Genomic DNA, 16,964 nt, shown 5'->3' with positions numbered 1-16,964 from the left:
AATCATCATAAAGGCTTTCATTCATGAAAAATAATGGTAAAACTTCATACATCCATTAATAATATTCATAGAAAAGCAGGCGGGCACGGGCAAAAAAAAGCCCGCTGCGGGAGCGGGCTGAATCTAATTCCTGTGAGGAAGTAGAGGAGACAGATGCATGATGCCGCATCGCAGCATATCAAGCCAATTGCATGTTGTGATGATAGAAATATGATTCATCAATATCTGCATTTCACAGTGCCTATCAGGCGCTGGCTCGCGCGATCAACTCGTAGGCCAGCGGCGCCAAGGCCGGTGGCGCGGCGCCCTCGTCCACTTCGCCCAGGCGCTGCAGGATGGCTTGCGCGGCCAGGCGGCCGATGTCATAGCGCGGCACGCGTATCGTCGTCAGCGCCGGCATGAGTTTTTCCGAGAACGGGAAGTCGCCGAAGCCCGCCACCGCGCATTGCTCTGGTATACGGATGCCCAGGCGCGCCGCCTCGTAGATGGCGCCGGCAGCCATGTTGTCGTTGGCAAAAAACAGGGCGTCGGGCCGCTCGGCGCGCGCCATTTGCTCGCTGAACACTTGCCCGCCCGCATCGAGCGGCGCCGTCACCGACGCTTGCACGATTTCCGCACGCAAACCCAGCTGCCGCATGGTTTCCTCATACCCCTGGGCCCGCTTGCGCGCGCGGAAATCGCTGCCGATGCCGCTGTCGACGTAGACGATGCGCCGGTAGCCTTGCCCGTGCAGATACAAGGTCATGTCGCGCCCCGTGGCGATATGCGAAAAGCCGATCTGCGGATATGGCCGCTCGGGGCGGATATCCCACGTTTCGATGACGGGAATCTGCAAGCCCGCCAGCAAGGTTTCCGTGGCGGCGCTGTGGTCGGCGCCCGTCAGCACGAGCGCGCGCGGCGACCAGCCGAGAAAGGCTCGCACGACCTTCTCTTCCGTCTCGATCGAGTAATCGTGGGTGGCCAGCAGCAACTGATAATTGTGCTGCGACAAAGTGGTCGACAAGCCCTGGATGGTTTCCGCAAAGATGGAGTTCGACACGCTGGGCACGATGGCGCCCACGATGCGGCCCTGGGTCGAGGCCAGGCCGCCGGCCGCCTCGTTGCGGATGTAGCCGAGCTGGTCGATGGCGTTCTTGATACGGTCGCGCGTTTCCTGCGACACGCGGTCCGGTTCCTTGAAATAGCGCGACACGGAAATGGCCGAGGTCTGTGCCAATTTGGCCACATCGAACACGGTGCTGCGGCCGAGGCCTCGCCGCTTGCGTACTGGGTCGTTCATGGGTACTGCCTTCTCAAAAATCGGTGATCACCACGCATGATGCCATGGCCGGCCGCACAGGGGACGCCAGCGTAACGCGGCTGCGCCACGGCTCTTCGGCCGGGCCGCAGAAATTCCCCACTGGAAATTGGCGTCAATGAAATCATGCCGATAGTGTAAGGGCTACGCGCCTGCCCCCTGCATTAAATCTGTTGACAGCCCCGTGCGATTCAAATTATATTTCGCTGTACTTGCAATGTTAGCGCTAACAAAGGCCTCAGGCAAGACCCGAGACAGCAGCACTGGAACGCCATACGCAGCGCGCCAGGCAACCAAAAAGGACACACATTGAGCTCCGCTACCTCCCGCCGCACGCTGGAATCCCTGCGCAGCCAGCGCTGGCTGGCCCCAGACGACATGCGCTCGTTCGCCCACCGCCAGCGCCTGCAGCAGATGGGCTTGCGCCGCGAGGAATTCCTCGACCGCCCCGTCATCGCCATCATCAATACCTGGAGCGACCTGTCGCCATGCCACTCGCACCTGCGCGAACGGGCAGAAGCCGTCAAGCGCGGCATCCTGCTGGCGGGCGGCTTCCCCGTCGAGCTGCCCGCCCTGTCGCTGGGCGAAGTGATGGTCAAGCCCACTACCATGATCTACCGCAACTTCCTTGCCATGGAAACGGAAGAACTGCTGCGCTCGCTGCCGATCGACGGCGCCGTGCTGCTCGGTGGCTGCGACAAGACCACGCCCGGCATGCTGATGGGTGCCATCAGCATGGACATCCCCGCCATCTTCTGCCCTGCCGGCCCCATGCTGAACGACCGCTACCGCGGCCAGAGCGTGGGCGCGGGCACGCACACCAAGAAATTCTGGGACGACTACGTGGCCGGCGACATCGCCAAGCCCGAGTGGATCAAGCTGGAAGCGAAGATGACGCGCTCGCCCGGCACCTGCAACACCATGGGCACGGCCTCGACCATGACGTCCATCGTCGAAGCGATGGGCTTTACCTTGCCCGGTGCCACCAGCATTCCCGCCATGGATGCCAACCACGTGCGCATGGCCTCGCAATGCGGCGAGCGCATCGTCGGCATGGTGTGGGAAGACTTGAAGCCGTCGCGCTTCTTCACCCGCGCCGCGCTGTCGAACGGCGTGGCGGCCTACATGGCGCTCGGCGGCTCGACCAACGCGGCCATCCACCTGGTCGCCATCGCCGGGCGCGCCGGCCTGGCCCTGTCGCTCGATGAAATGGATGCGATGGCGCAAAAAGTGCCGGTCATCGCCAACCTGTTCCCGTCCGGCGACAAGCTGATGGAAGATTTCTTCTATGCGGGCGGCATGCCGGCCCTGCTCAAGGAAATCGCGCCGCAGCTGGACTTGACGGCCTTGACGGTCACGGGCCGCAGCCTGGGCGAGAACATCGCCGACGCCGTCTGCCTGGACGACAGCGTCATCCGCAAGGTGTCGCAGCCGGTGGCCGACGGCGCGGCGCTGGCCGTGTTGCGCGGCAACCTGTGTCCTGGCGGCGCCGTCATCAAACCGTCGGCCGCCAATCCGAAGTTCGCCAAGCATCGGGGCCGCGCCCTCGTGTTCGATTCGAACGCCGAGATGCTGGCGCAAATCCATGCGCCCGACCTGGACATCGATGAAAACACGGTGCTGATCCTGCGCAACGGCGGCCCCATCGGCGCGCCCGGCATGCCGGAATGGGGCAATTTGCCCGTGCCGAAAAAGCTGCTGCAGCAGGGCATCCGCGACATGGTGCGCATCTCAGACGCGCGCATGAGCGGCACCCACTACGGCACCTGCGTGCTGCACGTGACGCCGGAAGCGGCCGTGGGCGGCCCCTTGGCTTTGGTGCGCAACGGCGACATGATCGAACTGGACATCGCCGCGCGCACCCTGAACATGGACGTGGCGGACGAGGAACTGGCGCGCCGCCGCGCCGAGTGGCAGGCGCCGGCGCAAAAATATGCGCGCGGCTACACCAAGCTGTACATGGAGCACGTGACGCAGGCCGACCAGGGCTGCGACCTCGACTTCTTGCTGGGCAACGCGGCCACGCCCGAGCCGCCGATCTTCTGACGCCGCCTTCCCTACATATATAGAGAGCACAAATATGGATATCCTGGACAACCCCTTCCGCGCCTTGCTGGCGGACAAAGCAGTACCGCTGGGCAGCTGGCTGATGGCCGGCACGCCCGTGACGGCAGAAGCCATGGGCTGCGCCGGCTTCGACTGGCTGGTGCTGGACATGGAACACGTGCCCATCGACTACCAGGACGCCTACCAGATCCTGCAGGCAGTGGGCGGCACGCCGGCCTGCCCCGTCGTGCGCCTGGCCTGGAACGACCTGGTGCAAATCAAGCGCGCGCTCGACATCGGCGCGCAGACCCTGATGTTCCCGTTCGTGGAAAATGCGGCAGAAGCGCGCAGCGCCGTGGCCGCCACCCGCTATCCGCAGCCGGGCCAGGCCGTTCCCGGCACGCGCGGTTTTGCCGCCATGCATCGCGCCAGCCGCTATGGCACCGTGCCCGACTACGCCACCCGCGCCAACGGCGCCGTCTTCTCGATCATCCAGCTGGAAACGCCGGCCGCCCTGGCCCAACTCGAAGAGATCGCCGCCGTCGAGGGCGTCGATGCGCTGTTCGTGGGTCCCGGAGACCTGTCGGCAGCCATGGGCCAGATCGGCAATATCGGCCACCCCGACGTGCAGGCGGCGATTGCCGACGCGGCCCGCCGCGCCCGCGCCATCGGCAAACCCATCGGCATTGTCGGCCCTTCGCCGGAAATGGTGCACACTTTCATTAGTTACGGCTATGACTACGTGGCTATCGCCTCGGACATGGGCATGATGATGCGCCAGGCCAACGCCTTTATCACGGCCCTGAAACCGTCGCTGGCGAAAGCCCTCGACACGGGCGCCTACTAATTATTCAATTGCAACGCACTGTTGCAACGCACGTAGCGCGCTCAGACGCGTCATTCGCATCTTTTGGAGACAAGCATGTCAGGTGTAAAACTGGAAAAGGTCGTCAAGAAGTACGACAACGGCGTCGAAGTCATTCATGGCATCGACCTGGAAATCAAGCAAGGCGAGTTCGTCGTCTTCGTGGGCCCTTCGGGGTGTGGAAAATCCACCCTGATGCGCATGGTCGCGGGGCTCGAGTCCATCACGGGCGGCACCATCTCCATCGAGGGGCAGGTCGTCAACGATTTGCCGCCGCGCGAGCGCGACATCGCCATGGTGTTCCAGGATTATGCGCTGTATCCGCACAAGTCCGTGTTCGACAACCTGGGCTTTGGCTTGAAGCTGCGCAAGTTCCCGAAGGCGGAAATCGAACAGCGCGTGCGCGCCGCCGCCGCCATCCTGAAAATCGACCACTTGCTCGACCGCAAGCCGCGCGCCCTGTCCGGCGGCCAGCGCCAGCGCGTGGCCATGGGCCGCGCCATCGTGCGCCAGGCCAAACTGTTCCTGTTCGATGAACCGCTGTCGAACCTGGACGCCCTGCTGCGCTCGGAAATGCGCACGGAAATCAAGAAACTGCACCAGCGCATCGGCGCCACCACCATTTACGTCACGCATGACCAGGTCGAAGCGATGACCCTGGCCGAACGCATCGTCGTGCTGTCCGGCGGCAACATCATGCAGGTTGGCACGCCGGACCAGATCTACAACGAACCTGTGTCGAAATTCGTCGCGGGGTTCACGGGTTCGCCGCCGATGAATTTCCTTGGCGCCAAGGTGGCGCGCAATGAAGCCGGCCAGGCCGAGATTGTGCTGGGCGCGGCCCGCCTGACCCTGCCGCTCGAACGCCAGGCAGCCTGCGGCAAGTTTGAGGGCCGCGCCGTGGAATTCGGCATCCGCCCGGAAGACATCACCCTGGCAGCGGTGGGCAACGCCAGCGCCGCACTGGCCGCGACAGTCGTTGTGGTCGAGCCGCTGGGCGCGGAAACCCTCGTCATCTTCCAGTGCGAAGGCGGCGAATTGACGGCGCGCCTGCCGCCCACGTTTGCGCTGGCGCCAGGGCAGCAAGTCACGGTACAGCTGGACATGGAGAAATTCCATCTGTTCGATCCGCAGGGCGGCGCGGTTCTGCCATCCCGATAAGCCGCGCACAAGCGGCACACCCATTCCAAAAAACAGGAGACAAGCATCATGCGTATCAAATCCCTCGTCCTGGCGCTCGGCGCTACCTTCGTCCTTGCCAACGGTCTTGCCATTGCGGCGCACGCGCAGACGGTCAAGGTTTTCGTCGGCGGCCAGGAGCGCCCCGAAGTCATGCGCGAACTGTTCGCCAAGTTCATGGCCGCCAATCCCGGCGTCAAGATCGACCTGGAAACGGGCGGCGCCACCTCGGAATTGCAGCAAAAATACCTGAACACGGTGCTGTCGGCCGGCGACACCACCCTGGACGTGTTCCTGATCGACATCATCCGTCCGGCCCAGTACGCGTCGGCCGGCTGGATCGAAAGCCTGGACAAATACCTGGGCGCCGACCGCGACAAGATCATGGGCCAGTACCTGCCCGCCTACAAGCAGGCGAATATGGTCGACAACAAGGTCGTGGCCCTGCCCGCCTTTGCCGACGCCATGTTCCTCTACTACCGCAAGGATTTGCTGGCCAAGTACAAGCTGGCGGCGCCGAAAACCTGGGATGAGCTGGCCACCGTGGCGCGCACCATCCAGGCCGGCGAAAAGAATCCGGAATTGCAAGGCATCAGCTTCCAGGGCAAGGCCATCGAAGGCGCCGTCTGCACCTTCTTGCTGCCGTACTGGAGCCAGGGCGGCGAACTGGTCACCAACGGCAAGCTGACCCTGGACAAGCCCAAGGCGGAAGCGGGTCTGGCCATGTGGCGCAAGCTGGTCGACCAGGGCGTGGCCAAGAAAAACATTGCCGAAGTGGCCACCGACGATACGCGCAAGGAATTCCAGGCCGGCAACGTCTTGTTTGCCGTCAACTGGGGCTATGCCTGGAACCACTTCCAGGATGGCGCCGACAGCAGCGTGAAGGATAAAGTCGGCGTCGTCAGCCTGCCGGCCATGGCGGGCGGCAAACCGGCCTCGTGCATCGGCGGCTGGCAGTGGGCAGTGTCCTCGTTCTCGAAGAACAAGGAAGCGTCGGCCAAGCTGGTGCGTTGGTTGTCGAGTCCGGAAGTGTCGAAGCAGCTGGCCATCAAGGCCTCCAACCTGCCCGTCTACCCATCCGTCTACCAGGACAAGGAAGTGCTGGCCGTCAATGGCTGGTTCGCCGACGCCCTGCCAGTCGTGCAAAGCGCCCGTTCGCGCCCCGTCACGCCGCGCTACAGCGAAGTGTCCGAAGCCGTGCGCGTCAACACGAATGCCGTGATGGCGGGCGTGAAGACGCCGGCGGCCGGCGTGGCCGAGATCGAGAACCGGGTCAAGCGCATCCTGCGCTAACCGGCATGCGCCCGTGCCGCCACGACGGCGGCCCGGGCGGCACACGCATACGCACACCGCAACAGACGAGGAAATCATGAGGCAACGCACCCTGAAAAGCCGCATCACGGACCCCAGCGAAACGACGCTGGCCTGGGTCCTGCTGACGCCGGCGATTCTGTTTTTACTGCTGATCGTGGCCTACCCGGTCAGCAAACTGATCTACAACAGTTTTTTCGACATCCGCCTGTCCGGCGGCAGCCTGCCCAGTTTCGTGGGCCTGGACAACTATAAGATGGCGCTGGAAGACAGCCTGTTCTGGAAGTCGCTGAAAAATACCATCATCATCACCGTCGTCACCGTGCCGGGCGCGCTGGTGGCGGGCCTGGGCCTGGCCATGCTGGCCAACATGCCGTTCAAATACCGCTGGCCCGTGCGCCTGGCGCTGCTGCTGCCGTGGGCACTGCCGCTGGCCTTCGTCGGCCTGATCTTCGCCTGGTTCTTCCACAGCGAGTACGGCCTGGTGAACGACATCATCCGCCGCATCGACCTGCTGATCCCCGGCCTGGGCTGGGAACCGCAAATCTGGTTCAATTCGCCCGCGCTGACGATGGCCGCCATCTGCATCACGACCATCTGGAAAACCTCGTCGTTCATGGCACTGATTTTGCTGGCCGGCCTGCAGACCATCCCCGCCTCGCTGTATGAAGCGGCCGAAGTGGACGGCGCCAGCAAGTGGAAGCAATTTACGGAAGTGACCCTGCCGCTCTTGGTGCCATCGATGCTGGTGGCGCTGATCTTCCGTACCCTGACGGCCATCCAGTCCTTCGATATTCCCTACAACATGCCCGGCCCTGGCGATGAAACCAAGACCCTGGCCATGTACATCCAGTCCAATACGGTGGACTACCTGGACGTGGGCTACGGCTCAACCCTGGCGGTGTTCATGTTCCTGCTGTCGATGGCCACCACGTTCGTATATCTGAAATATGTAAGAGGAGACAAAGAATGAGCGGCCTGTTTTCATCGAAGCGCCTGCGTTGGTTCGCCGCCGCGATCGTCATCCTCAACGGCGTCTTCCCCGCCCTCTGGATTCTTTTCACCTCGCTGAAGACCGAGAGCGAACTGACGCAAAAGCCGATCACCTACTGGCCACACGAACCGACCATCGGCAATTTCATCTCCGCCTTCCAGGACCAGCCGCTGCTGACGTTCCTGACCAACAGCCTGATCGTGGCCGGCCTGTCGACCCTGCTCAGCCTGTTCATCAGCGCGCTGGCCGCGTATGCGATCGCCCGCCTGCGCCTGCGTTTCCGCGGCCTGATCCTGACGGCCATCATCGGCGTGTCGATGTTCCCGCTGGTGACCCTGATGGTGCCGCTGTTCGAGATCATGCGCAGCCTGGGCTTGCTGAACTCCTACTGGGCCCTCGTGCTGCCGTACACGGTGCTGAACCTGCCGATTTGCACCCTGATGATGGTGAGCTTTTTCCAGGATATCCCGCGCGATATCGAGAATGCGGCCATGCTCGACGGCTGCACCCGCCTGAGCGCCCTGTGGCGCATCGTGCTGCCGCTGGCCGCGCCTGGCGTGGCGACAGCCGCCATCCTCGCCTTCGTCAATTCCTGGGACGAGTTCCTGCTGGCGCTATCGATGAATTCGGCCGTGGCTTACCGCACCCTGCCCGTCGGCATCCAGCTGTACCAGGGCGAGTTCGCCTTCCCGTGGCCGATCATTTCGGCGGCGCTGGTGGTGGCCATCGTGCCCATCGTCGTGCTGATCGTGATCTTCCAGGAAAAGGTCGTCAGCGGCCTGACCTCGGGCGGCTTGAAAGGCTGAGGTTGAAAATGGGCCACCAGTCTCCCTTCACCCTCGCGCACGGCGACTGCCGCGCCGACGTCCACCCGGCCACGGGTGGCGCGCTGGCGGCGCTCCGCTGGCGCGGGCGCGACATCCTGCGCGCCGCGCCCAGCTGTGCCAGTGCCAACGTGCGGCAGATGGCGTGCTATCCGCTGGCGCCGTATTCGAACCGCATCGGCAACGCCATGCTGCAGGCCGATGGCCACACGCATGCGCTGCGCGCCAACTTCCCGCCCGAGCCGCACAGCATCCACGGCTTCGGCTGGCAGCGCGCCTGGCAGGTGGCGGCGCGAACAAGCGACAGCGCCGAACTGTTGCTCGTGCATGGCGGCGACGCGGACTGGCCGTTCGCCTGCACCGTCCAGCAAACCGTGCTGCTCGACGAAGCCGGCCTGCGCCTGACTTTATCGGTGCGCAATAACGACACGCGCACCATGCCCGCCGGCCTGGGTTTTCACCCCTACTTCCCGCTGGCCCCTGGCCTGCGCCTGCAGACGCAGTGGGATGGCGTGTGGAGCATGGGCGACGACCGCTTGCCGGCCGGCCTGGCGCCCGTGGCGCAAGCATCGCCATTCGCCACGCCGCAGCCGGTGGCCGGCTGGCAGGCGGACAATTGCTACAGCGGCTGGACGGGCCGCGCCAGCCTCGATTACGGAGATTATGCCGTGCACCTGTCTGCCAGCGACAACTGCGGCCACCTGGTCTGCTTCGCGCCCAACGACGAGCGCAGCTTCATTGCGCTGGAACCCGTCACGCACGCGAATAACGCGTTTGCGCTGGCCGCGCGCGGCGCGCAGGGCACGGGCATGCGCTTGCTGGCGCCCGGCGAGAGCCTGCACATCGCCATGCGCCTGGCCATGGAAGACACTGCGGAGGCCCAGCATGCGTGAATGGCAAGCCGAACTCGTGCTCGACGCGCGCGCCCAGCTGGGCGAATGCCCGCTGTGGAGCGTGGCCGAGCAGTGTCTGTACTGGATCGACATCGCCGGGCGCCGTTTGCACCGCTACGATCCGGCCACAAGCCTCGACCGCGTCTGGTGGGTGCCGTGCGAGCCGGGCTGCATCGCCCTGGCTGAAAAGGGCGGCCTGGTGGCGGCCCTGCGCGACGGTTTCTACCGTTTCTATCCGCAGGAAGGCTTGCTCGACAAGCTGGCCGATGCACCGTACGACAGTACCGACATGCGCTTCAACGACGGCCGCTGCGACAGCGCCGGGCGCTTCTGGGCCGGCGCCATGTACGAACCGCGCACGGCGGAACTGGCCGCCATGTTTTGCCTGCAACGGGGCGCCACGCGCCTGGGCTGGGGGCCGCAACAAGGCTTCGGCGTCAAGGTCAGCAACGGCCTGGCCTTCGCGGAAGATGGAAAATTCCTGTTCCAGTCCGACACGCCGAACCACGTGATCTACCGTTTCGCGTTTGACGCGGCCAGCGGCCAGGCCGGTGAGCGCCAGGTGTTTGCCCGCCTTCCCGTCAAGGGCGAAGAAGCCGTGTACGGCGGCCGCCCCGATGGCGCGGCCATCGACGCCGAAGGCTGCTACTGGAGCGCGCAATACGAAGGCGGCCGGGTACTGCGCTTTTCGCCGCAGGGCGACATCATCGGCATCGTGCGCGTGCCCGTCACGCGCCCCACCATGATCGCCTTTGGCGGCGCCGACCTGCGCACCCTGTACATCACCAGCGCGCGCGAAGGCGCGGCGGACGACGAACTGGCGCGCCAGCCGCAGGCCGGCGGCCTCTTTGCCGTGCGCCTGGACGTGGCAGGCCGCCCCGAACCCCTTTACCGGGATTGATACCCCACAATTTGCCCCCGAGGACAGCATGAACGCCAACATCACTCTCTACCCCAGCCTGCAGGACCGCGTGGTCTTCGTCTCCGGCGGCGGCTCCGGCATCGGCGCCGCGCTGGTCGAACACTTCGCCCTGCAAGGCGCGCAAGTGGCTTTTTGCGATATCGACCGCGACGCCAGCGCTGCCCTGGCCACGCGCCTGGCGCCGCTGTGCCGCCATGCGCCCTGTTTTGTGTACAGCGACATCCGCGACATCGCCGCCTACCAGGCCGGCCTGGCCGACGTCGAAGCGCGTTTCGGCGCCATCCGCGTGCTGCTCAATAACGCGGGCCGCGACGACCGCCATTCGCTGGCCGAACTGACGCCCGAGTACTGGGACAACTGCCTGGCCCTGAACCTCAAGCACCACGTGTTCGCCATCCAGCAGGTGGCGCCCGGCATGGCGGCGGCCGGCGGCGGCTCCATCATCAACCTCGGCTCCATTTCATGGATGCGCGGGCGCCCCAACCTGGTCGGCTACACCACCTCCAAGGCCGGCATCGCGGGCCTGTCGCGCACCCTGGCGCGCGAGCTGGGCGAACAGAATATCCGCGTCAACGCCATCGCCCCGGGCGCCATTGCCACGGACCGCCAGGCCGCCCTGTGGCGTGATCCGGAGGAGGACCGCAAGTTCATCGAACTGCAATGCCTGAAATACCGGCTCGACGCTGGCCACGTGGCGCGCACGGCCCTGTTCCTCGCGGCCGACGATTCGGACGGCATCACGGGCCAGAACATCATCGTCGACGCCGGACTCGCGCAAGTATCTGTAGCGGGTTAAGCCGCATCACCCATTCAAGGAGAACCCTCATGTTGAACCTGCAAGACGCAAGCCTGTTGAAACAGCAATGCCTGATCGACGGCGCCTGGTGCGACGCCGATGACGGCGCCACCATCGATGTCACCAACCCGGCCACGGGCGCAGTGATCGCCACCGTGCCTCGCATGGGCGCGGCCGAGACGCGGCGCGCCATTAGCGCCTCGCATGCGGCCTTCCGGCTGTGGCGCAAGCAGACCGTGAAGGCGCGCGCCACGGTGCTGCGCGCCTGGCATGCATTGATCTTGCAGCACGCCGACGACCTGGCGCTGATCCTCACCAGCGAGCAAGGCAAATCGCTGGCGGAAGCCAAGGGCGAGATCGTCTCGAACGCGGCCTACCTGGAATGGTTTGCCGAGGAAGGCAAGCGCGCGTATGGCGACGTGATCGCGCCGCCGTCGAACGACAAGCGCATCGTCGTCATCAAGCAGCCGATCGGCGTGTGCGCGGCCATCACGCCGTGGAATTTCCCGAATGGCATGATCACGCGCAAGGCCGGCCCCGCCCTGGCGGCCGGCTGCAGCATGGTCCTGAAACCGGCGTCGCAAACGCCGCTGTCGGCCCTGGCCCTGGGCGAACTGGCGCTGCGCGCCGGCGTGCCGCCCGGCGTCTTCAATGTGGTCACGGGCGCGGCGCAAGCGATCGGCACGGAACTGTGCCACAACGACCTGGTACGCAAGATCACGTTTACGGGATCGACGGAAGTGGGCGCCTGGCTGTCGCGCGAGGCGGCCGGCACGATCAAGAAGCTGTCGCTGGAATTGGGCGGCAACGCGCCCTTCATCGTCTTCGACGACGCCGACATCGACGCGGCCGTCGAAGGCGTGCTGATGTCGAAATACCGCAACAGCGGCCAGACCTGCGTATGCGCCAACCGCATCTACGTGCAGGACAGCATCTACGACGACTTCGCCGCCCGCCTGGTGGCCAAGGTGGCCGAGCTGAAACTGGGCAATGGCCTGGACGCGGGCGTCACGCAAGGTCCGCTGATCGATGAAAACGCCGTGCGCAAGATCGAGCAGCATATCGCCGACGCGCTGTCCAAGGGCGGCAAGCTGGCCATCGGCGGCAAGCGCCACGCGCTGGGCGGCAGCTTCTTCGAGCCCAGCGTGGTGCTGGAAGCGAACAGCGACATGCTGGTGGCCACAGAGGAAACCTTCGCCCCGCTGGCGCCGCTGTTCCGCTTCGGCAGCGAAGACGAAGTCGTCGCCATGGCCAACGCCACGCAGTTCGGCCTGGCCGGCTATTTCTACAGCCGCGACCTGGGCAGGGTCTGGCGCGTGGCGGAAGAACTGGAAGTGGGCATGGTCGGCATCAACACGGGCATGATCGCCAATGAAATGGCGCCATTCGGCGGCGTCAAGCATTCGGGCATGGGCCGCGAAGGCTCGCACTACGGCATGGACGACTTCCTCGATATCAAATATTTGTGCATGGGAGGGATTTGATTATTTAAGGTAGGCAAGGCAGGGATCAGCAACAATACACCTATAAAAACACAGGAGACAGGATCATGCAAACGACGTTACGCAAGACCACATTGGCCGCGGCCATCACGGGCGCCCTTTTCTCGGCGTCACTTGTTAGCGCTAACGCACACGCCGACGAACTGAGCGACATGAAAGCCATGCTGGCCCAGTTGCAGGACCGGGTGGCGCAGATGGAAGCGAAAGCGGCCCAGCCAGCGCCAGCAGCAGCGATGGCGCCAGCAGCCACAGCGGCGTCCATGCCAGCGGCCACTGGTTTCAACTGGAAGCTGTACGGCCGTGGCGACATCAGCTACACGGTCTCGCGCGGCAAGGATGCCAGCGGGCGCCAGCTGACGAACCACCGCTTGAACCAGGGCGAGATGGCCAGCCGCCTGGGCCTCACGGGCGCCTGGGTCTTCAGCGATGAATACAAGGCCATCTTCGGCGTCGAGACGGGCTTGAACCTGTTCAACGGCAATGCGGGCGGCGGCACGCAAAACAACACCACCTCGTCCGTGCTGTTCAACCGCGGTTCCACCGTGGGCTTTGCCTCGACCACCTGGGGCTCGATCGAAGGCGGCACCATGTACATGGCGCCGTTCTGGGTCTCGCTGGGGGCCGACCTGGCCTCGGCGCACAACTACGGCGCCAACGACTTCAGCGCCCTGTTCTCGCTCACGCGCCCCGAATCGCTGGGCCGCTACCTGAAAGACCCCGTGACGGGCAACGCCAGCAAGACGACGAGTTTGGCCGGCAACAACTCGGGCACGGCCCTGTTCTATGGCAACGCCCTGCGCTACCGCAGCCCGACCTGGAACAATATCTCGGCCGAGGTGTCGTATTCGGCCGGCCAGCAGGCGTCTTCCGCCACCGACCTGGAAAACGATGGCCGCAGCTGGGCCGCCAACGTGCTGTACAAGAAGGGCGATCTGTTCCTCGGCTATGCGCACATGGATTACCAGCAGAGCAACGACATCAGCACGGCCGGCACGCCCAATTTCGTCAAGCGCAACCAGGTCACGGACATCGTCGGCGCGCGCTACAAGTGGAACGACTTTACCCTGGGCGGCTCCTACACGTCCTACCGCGTGTCGAACGCGGGCGGCTATGCGGCCGACGCCTTTGGCGTGTCGGGCGCCTATGACATCGGCAAGCACCGCATCGAAGGCAGCCTGGCGCACATCAGCTATGACGGCGCCAACGCCAAAGGCGCGTTCGGCGCGAACACGGGCGACGGCGTGGGCAAGCCGACGTCGACGGCCTACTCGCTGGGCTACCTGTACAACTTCCAGCCTACCCTGTCGTTCTATGCGTATGCCACGCGCATCGCCAACAACAGCCACGCCAAGCTGGGCGTATTGCAGTTCCGGGGGGACAATAACTACTTCGGCTACAGCCCCGTCGAGCTGACCGCCGGCATGTTCCTCGTCTTTTAATTAGTGCTTAATTGTTGATGCACCGCCGGCCCGCCGCATGCCCCGCCATGCGGGCGCCGGTTTTCACAGGAGTTGATCGTCATGCAGTACACACTACACCAGGAAAATGACAGCGTCGCCCTGCGCTGCGCCGGCCGCTTGCTGCTGCGCCACAGTGCCGATGCGCCGTGCGTGTTCGTCGGCCAGGGCCGCGAAAGCATGGAAATGTACCGAGGTAATTTCGAGATCGAGGATTACGTCGAGGAGCGCAATGCCCTGCGCGCGCTGGCCGTCACGCAGGATGGCGACGCCGCCACCCTGAGCTTCGCGCGCCATGCGGGCGACGCACCGCAGCTGGTGCTGGCCGTGCAGGCGGCGCCCCATGGCGTGCACCTGGTGGTGCGCTATGCGGCGCCGGGCTGGAACCGGCTGTGGCTGCGCCTTCCCGCGGAACAGAACGAGCACGTATGGGGCTGCGGCGAGCAGATGTCGTACTTCGACCTGCGCGGGCGCCACTTCCCCCTGTGGACGTCGGAGCCGGGCGTGGGCCGAGACAAGTCGACGCACCTGACGTGGCAGGCGGACGTGACGTCCAAGTCGGGCGGCGACTACTATCACACGAATTATCCGCAACCGAGCTTCATCTCCTCGCAGCGTTACTGTCTGCATGCGGAAACGACGGCGTATGCGGACTTCGATTTCCGCCAGCCCGACTTCCACGAGCTGCAATTCTGGGCCATGCCAGAGCGCCTGGAATTCATGCTGGCCGACTCTTTCGTCGACCTGGTCGGCGTCGTCTCGCAGCGCTTCGGCCGCCAGCCGCATCTTCCGACTTGGCTGCAAAACGGCGCCATGCTGGGCCTGAAAGGCGGCGAGGAGCACGCGCGCGCCATCCTCGCGCAGGCGCAGGAACACGGCTTGCCCGTCAGCGCCCTGTGGTGCGAAGACTGGGTCGGCTTGCGCCAGACCTCGTTCGGCAAGCGCTTGTTCTGGGACTGGCGCTGGCAGCCGCAGCGCTACCCCGACCTGAAAAACTGGATCGCCGACCTGGCCACGCAGGACATCCGCTTCCTCGGCTACGTCAATCCTTACCTGTGCAACGACGGCACCCTGTACCAGGAAGCGCTGCAGCAGGGCTTTCTGGCGACCAGCATGGATGGCGGCGCCTACCTGGTCGACTTCGGCGAATTCGATTGCGGCGTCGTCGACTTCACCAACCCGGCCGCCGCGCTGTGGTTCGAGGAACGCATCCTGCGCCAGGAAATGCTCGATTTCGGCCTGTCCGGCTGGATGGCCGATTTCGGCGAATACCTGCCGATCGACCTGCGCCTGCATAATGGCGCGGACGCTCGCCTGATGCACAACGCGTGGCCAACGCTTTGGGCCGAAGTCAATGCGCGCGCCATCGAGCGGGCCGGCAAGACGGGCGACGCCACCTTCTTCATGCGCGCCGGCTACACGGGCGTGCAGGCGCACTGCCCGCTGCTGTGGGCGGGCGACCAGTCGGTCGACTTCAGCCGCCACGACGGCTTGCAGACGGTGATCTGCGGCGCCCTGTCGTCTGGCCTTCTGGGCAACGCCTACCATCACAGCGACATCGGCGGCTATACGAGCTTGTTCGGCAACCTGCGCACGGCGGAACTGTTCCAGCGTTGGGCAGAGATGGCCGTGTTTACATCGATGATGCGCACGCACGAAGGCAACCGCCCCGACGAGAACTTCCAGTTCTACCAGGATGAAGAGGTGTTCCGCCACTTCGCCCGCATGACGCGGCTGCATGTGGCGCTGGCGCCCACCATCCGCGCCCTGGCCGAAGATGCAGTGGCGCGCGGCCTGCCGCTGCAGCGCCCGCTGTTCCTGCACTATGAACACGACCGCGCCACCTACGCCATCCAGGACCAGTACCTGTTCGGCCCCGACCTGCTGGTGGCGCCCGTGCATGCGGCCGGTGCCGCGCGCTGGAGCGCCTACCTGCCGCAGGGCGACGCCTGGATTCACCTGTGGAGCGGCGCCGCGTTCGACGGTGGCCAGCGCGTGGAAGTCGATGCGCCATTGGGCCAGCCGCCCGTCTTCGTGCGGCGCGGTTGCGCGCAGCAGGACTTCTTCCTGTCGCTGGCGGCTTGATCGGCATGAGCATGGCGTCGCACTTGCTGTTCCTGGCCTGCGTGGCGCTGGCCAGCGTGGCGCAGAACCTGACGGGCTTTGCCTTCGGCCTGATCCTGCTGGGACTGACGGCCGTGCTGCACCTGGCCAGCCTGGGCGACGTCGCCAACGTGGTCAGCGTGCTGGTGCTGGTGAATGCCGCCATCACGTTTGGCCGCACGCGACCGCGGCTGGCCTGGCCCGTGTTCGGCCCATCGCTGGCCGTCAGCCAGCTGGGCGTGGGCGCGGGCGTGGCCCTGCTGGGCTGGTTCAGCGCGCAGCAAGTAAGCCTGCTGCGCTTCCTGCTCGGCTGCGCCATCGTCGTCTGCGCCTTCATGCTGGTGCTGCGCGCCAGCGCGCGGGCGCAGCAATCCGGCCTGCCCGCCTTCCTGTTCTTCAGCGGCGTGTCCGGCGTGATGGGCGGCCTGTTCGCCAGCGCCGGCCCGCCCATGGTCTACCACCTGTACCGCCAGCCATGGCCGGCCGACATGATCCGCCACTCGCTGATCGTGCTGTTCGCCGCGAATGCCGTGCTGCGCCTGGCCCTCGTGCTGGCGCACGGCCAGTTCAGCATGACGGCCTTCTGGCTGACGCTGGAAGCCTTGCCGCTGGTGACGGGCCTGACGTGGCTGGCGCGCCGCCACCCTTCGCGCTTGCCTATCGAACACGTGCGCCGCGCCGTCTTCGTGCTGCTGCTGGTCGCCGGCCTGGCCCTCGTGCTGCCGCCCGTGCTGTCGCTGCTTGCCTGATGCGGCGCCTTTTTTAGCTTTTTTAC

14 protein-coding genes are annotated in these 16,964 nt (G+C 65.0%); 13 read left to right on the top strand and 1 reads right to left on the bottom strand.

The features are described from left to right. Positions 1-244: 244 nt before the first annotated feature. Positions 245-1,279 carry a LacI family DNA-binding transcriptional regulator gene (locus tag GYK42_RS06440; protein WP_166446798.1) on the bottom strand — a complete coding sequence of 345 codons (1,035 nt, stop codon included), beginning with the start codon at positions 1,277-1,279 and terminating at the stop codon, positions 245-247. Between the two features lie 396 nt (positions 1,280-1,675). On the opposite strand from GYK42_RS06440, the gene araD reads away from it, so the two are divergent. The 13 genes from araD (at position 1,676) to GYK42_RS06375 (ending at position 16,938) form a co-directional block, all read left to right on the top strand. Then, positions 1,676-3,343 carry an L-arabinonate dehydratase gene (gene araD / locus GYK42_RS06435; RefSeq protein WP_240943491.1) on the top strand — a complete coding sequence of 556 codons (1,668 nt, stop codon included), beginning with the start codon at positions 1,676-1,678 and terminating at the stop codon, positions 3,341-3,343. A 34-nt stretch (positions 3,344-3,377) separates the two neighbouring features. Then, positions 3,378-4,190, top strand: coding sequence for an HpcH/HpaI aldolase family protein (locus GYK42_RS06430; RefSeq protein WP_058049976.1), 813 nt, complete (start codon positions 3,378-3,380; stop codon positions 4,188-4,190). Between the two features lie 75 nt (positions 4,191-4,265). Beyond that, positions 4,266-5,369 (top strand): ABC transporter ATP-binding protein, encoded by a 1,104-nt coding sequence (locus tag GYK42_RS06425; RefSeq protein WP_166446796.1) that lies wholly within the window; start codon positions 4,266-4,268, stop codon positions 5,367-5,369. A gap of 48 nt (positions 5,370-5,417) precedes the next feature. Beyond that, positions 5,418-6,680 (top strand): ABC transporter substrate-binding protein, encoded by a 1,263-nt coding sequence (locus GYK42_RS06420; protein WP_166446795.1) that lies wholly within the window; start codon positions 5,418-5,420, stop codon positions 6,678-6,680. Between the two features lie 76 nt (positions 6,681-6,756). After that, positions 6,757-7,671: a carbohydrate ABC transporter permease gene (locus GYK42_RS06415; protein ID WP_139089627.1), complete on the top strand. Its 915-nt coding sequence runs from the start codon at positions 6,757-6,759 to the stop codon at positions 7,669-7,671. Next, on the top strand, positions 7,668-8,498 hold the full coding sequence (locus GYK42_RS06410) for a carbohydrate ABC transporter permease (protein WP_034755232.1): 831 nt from the start codon (positions 7,668-7,670) through the stop codon (positions 8,496-8,498). Before GYK42_RS06415 ends, GYK42_RS06410 begins: the two co-directional genes overlap by 4 nt. Before the next feature lie 8 nt (positions 8,499-8,506). Then, the gene (locus tag GYK42_RS06405; protein ID WP_166446794.1) at positions 8,507-9,409 is read left to right on the top strand and encodes an aldose 1-epimerase; all 903 of its coding nucleotides are present in this window, start codon (positions 8,507-8,509) and stop codon (positions 9,407-9,409) included. Next, on the top strand, positions 9,402-10,310 hold the full coding sequence (locus GYK42_RS06400; RefSeq protein ID WP_166446793.1) for an SMP-30/gluconolactonase/LRE family protein: 909 nt from the start codon (positions 9,402-9,404) through the stop codon (positions 10,308-10,310). The genes GYK42_RS06405 and GYK42_RS06400 overlap by 8 nt, the downstream gene beginning before the upstream one ends. Positions 10,311-10,338: 28 nt before the next feature. Continuing rightward, positions 10,339-11,127 carry an SDR family NAD(P)-dependent oxidoreductase gene (locus GYK42_RS06395; protein WP_166446792.1) on the top strand — a complete coding sequence of 263 codons (789 nt, stop codon included), beginning with the start codon at positions 10,339-10,341 and terminating at the stop codon, positions 11,125-11,127. Positions 11,128-11,156: 29 nt separating this feature from the next. After that, entirely contained in the window at positions 11,157-12,611 is a 1,455-nt protein-coding gene (locus GYK42_RS06390) for an NAD-dependent succinate-semialdehyde dehydrogenase (RefSeq protein WP_166446791.1), read from the top strand. Positions 12,612-12,676: 65 nt separating this feature from the next. Beyond that, complete coding sequence (locus tag GYK42_RS06385; RefSeq protein ID WP_166446790.1) at positions 12,677-14,068, top strand: porin; 1,392 nt, start codon at positions 12,677-12,679, stop codon at positions 14,066-14,068. A gap of 81 nt (positions 14,069-14,149) precedes the next feature. Beyond that, positions 14,150-16,171, top strand: a complete 2,022-nt coding sequence (locus tag GYK42_RS06380) for an alpha-glucosidase (protein ID WP_166446789.1) — start codon at positions 14,150-14,152, stop codon at positions 16,169-16,171. A 5-nt stretch (positions 16,172-16,176) separates the two neighbouring features. Continuing rightward, positions 16,177-16,938 carry a TSUP family transporter gene (locus tag GYK42_RS06375; RefSeq protein ID WP_166446788.1) on the top strand — a complete coding sequence of 254 codons (762 nt, stop codon included), beginning with the start codon at positions 16,177-16,179 and terminating at the stop codon, positions 16,936-16,938. Positions 16,939-16,964 lie beyond the last annotated feature (26 nt).

Origin of the sequence: Janthinobacterium lividum, assembly GCF_011601275.1 — a bacterium.
GTDB lineage: Bacteria > Pseudomonadota > Gammaproteobacteria > Burkholderiales > Burkholderiaceae_D > Janthinobacterium > Janthinobacterium lividum_E.
Note: the sequence above shows the minus strand (reverse complement) of the source record. Positions and strands in the feature narration are given on the sequence as shown.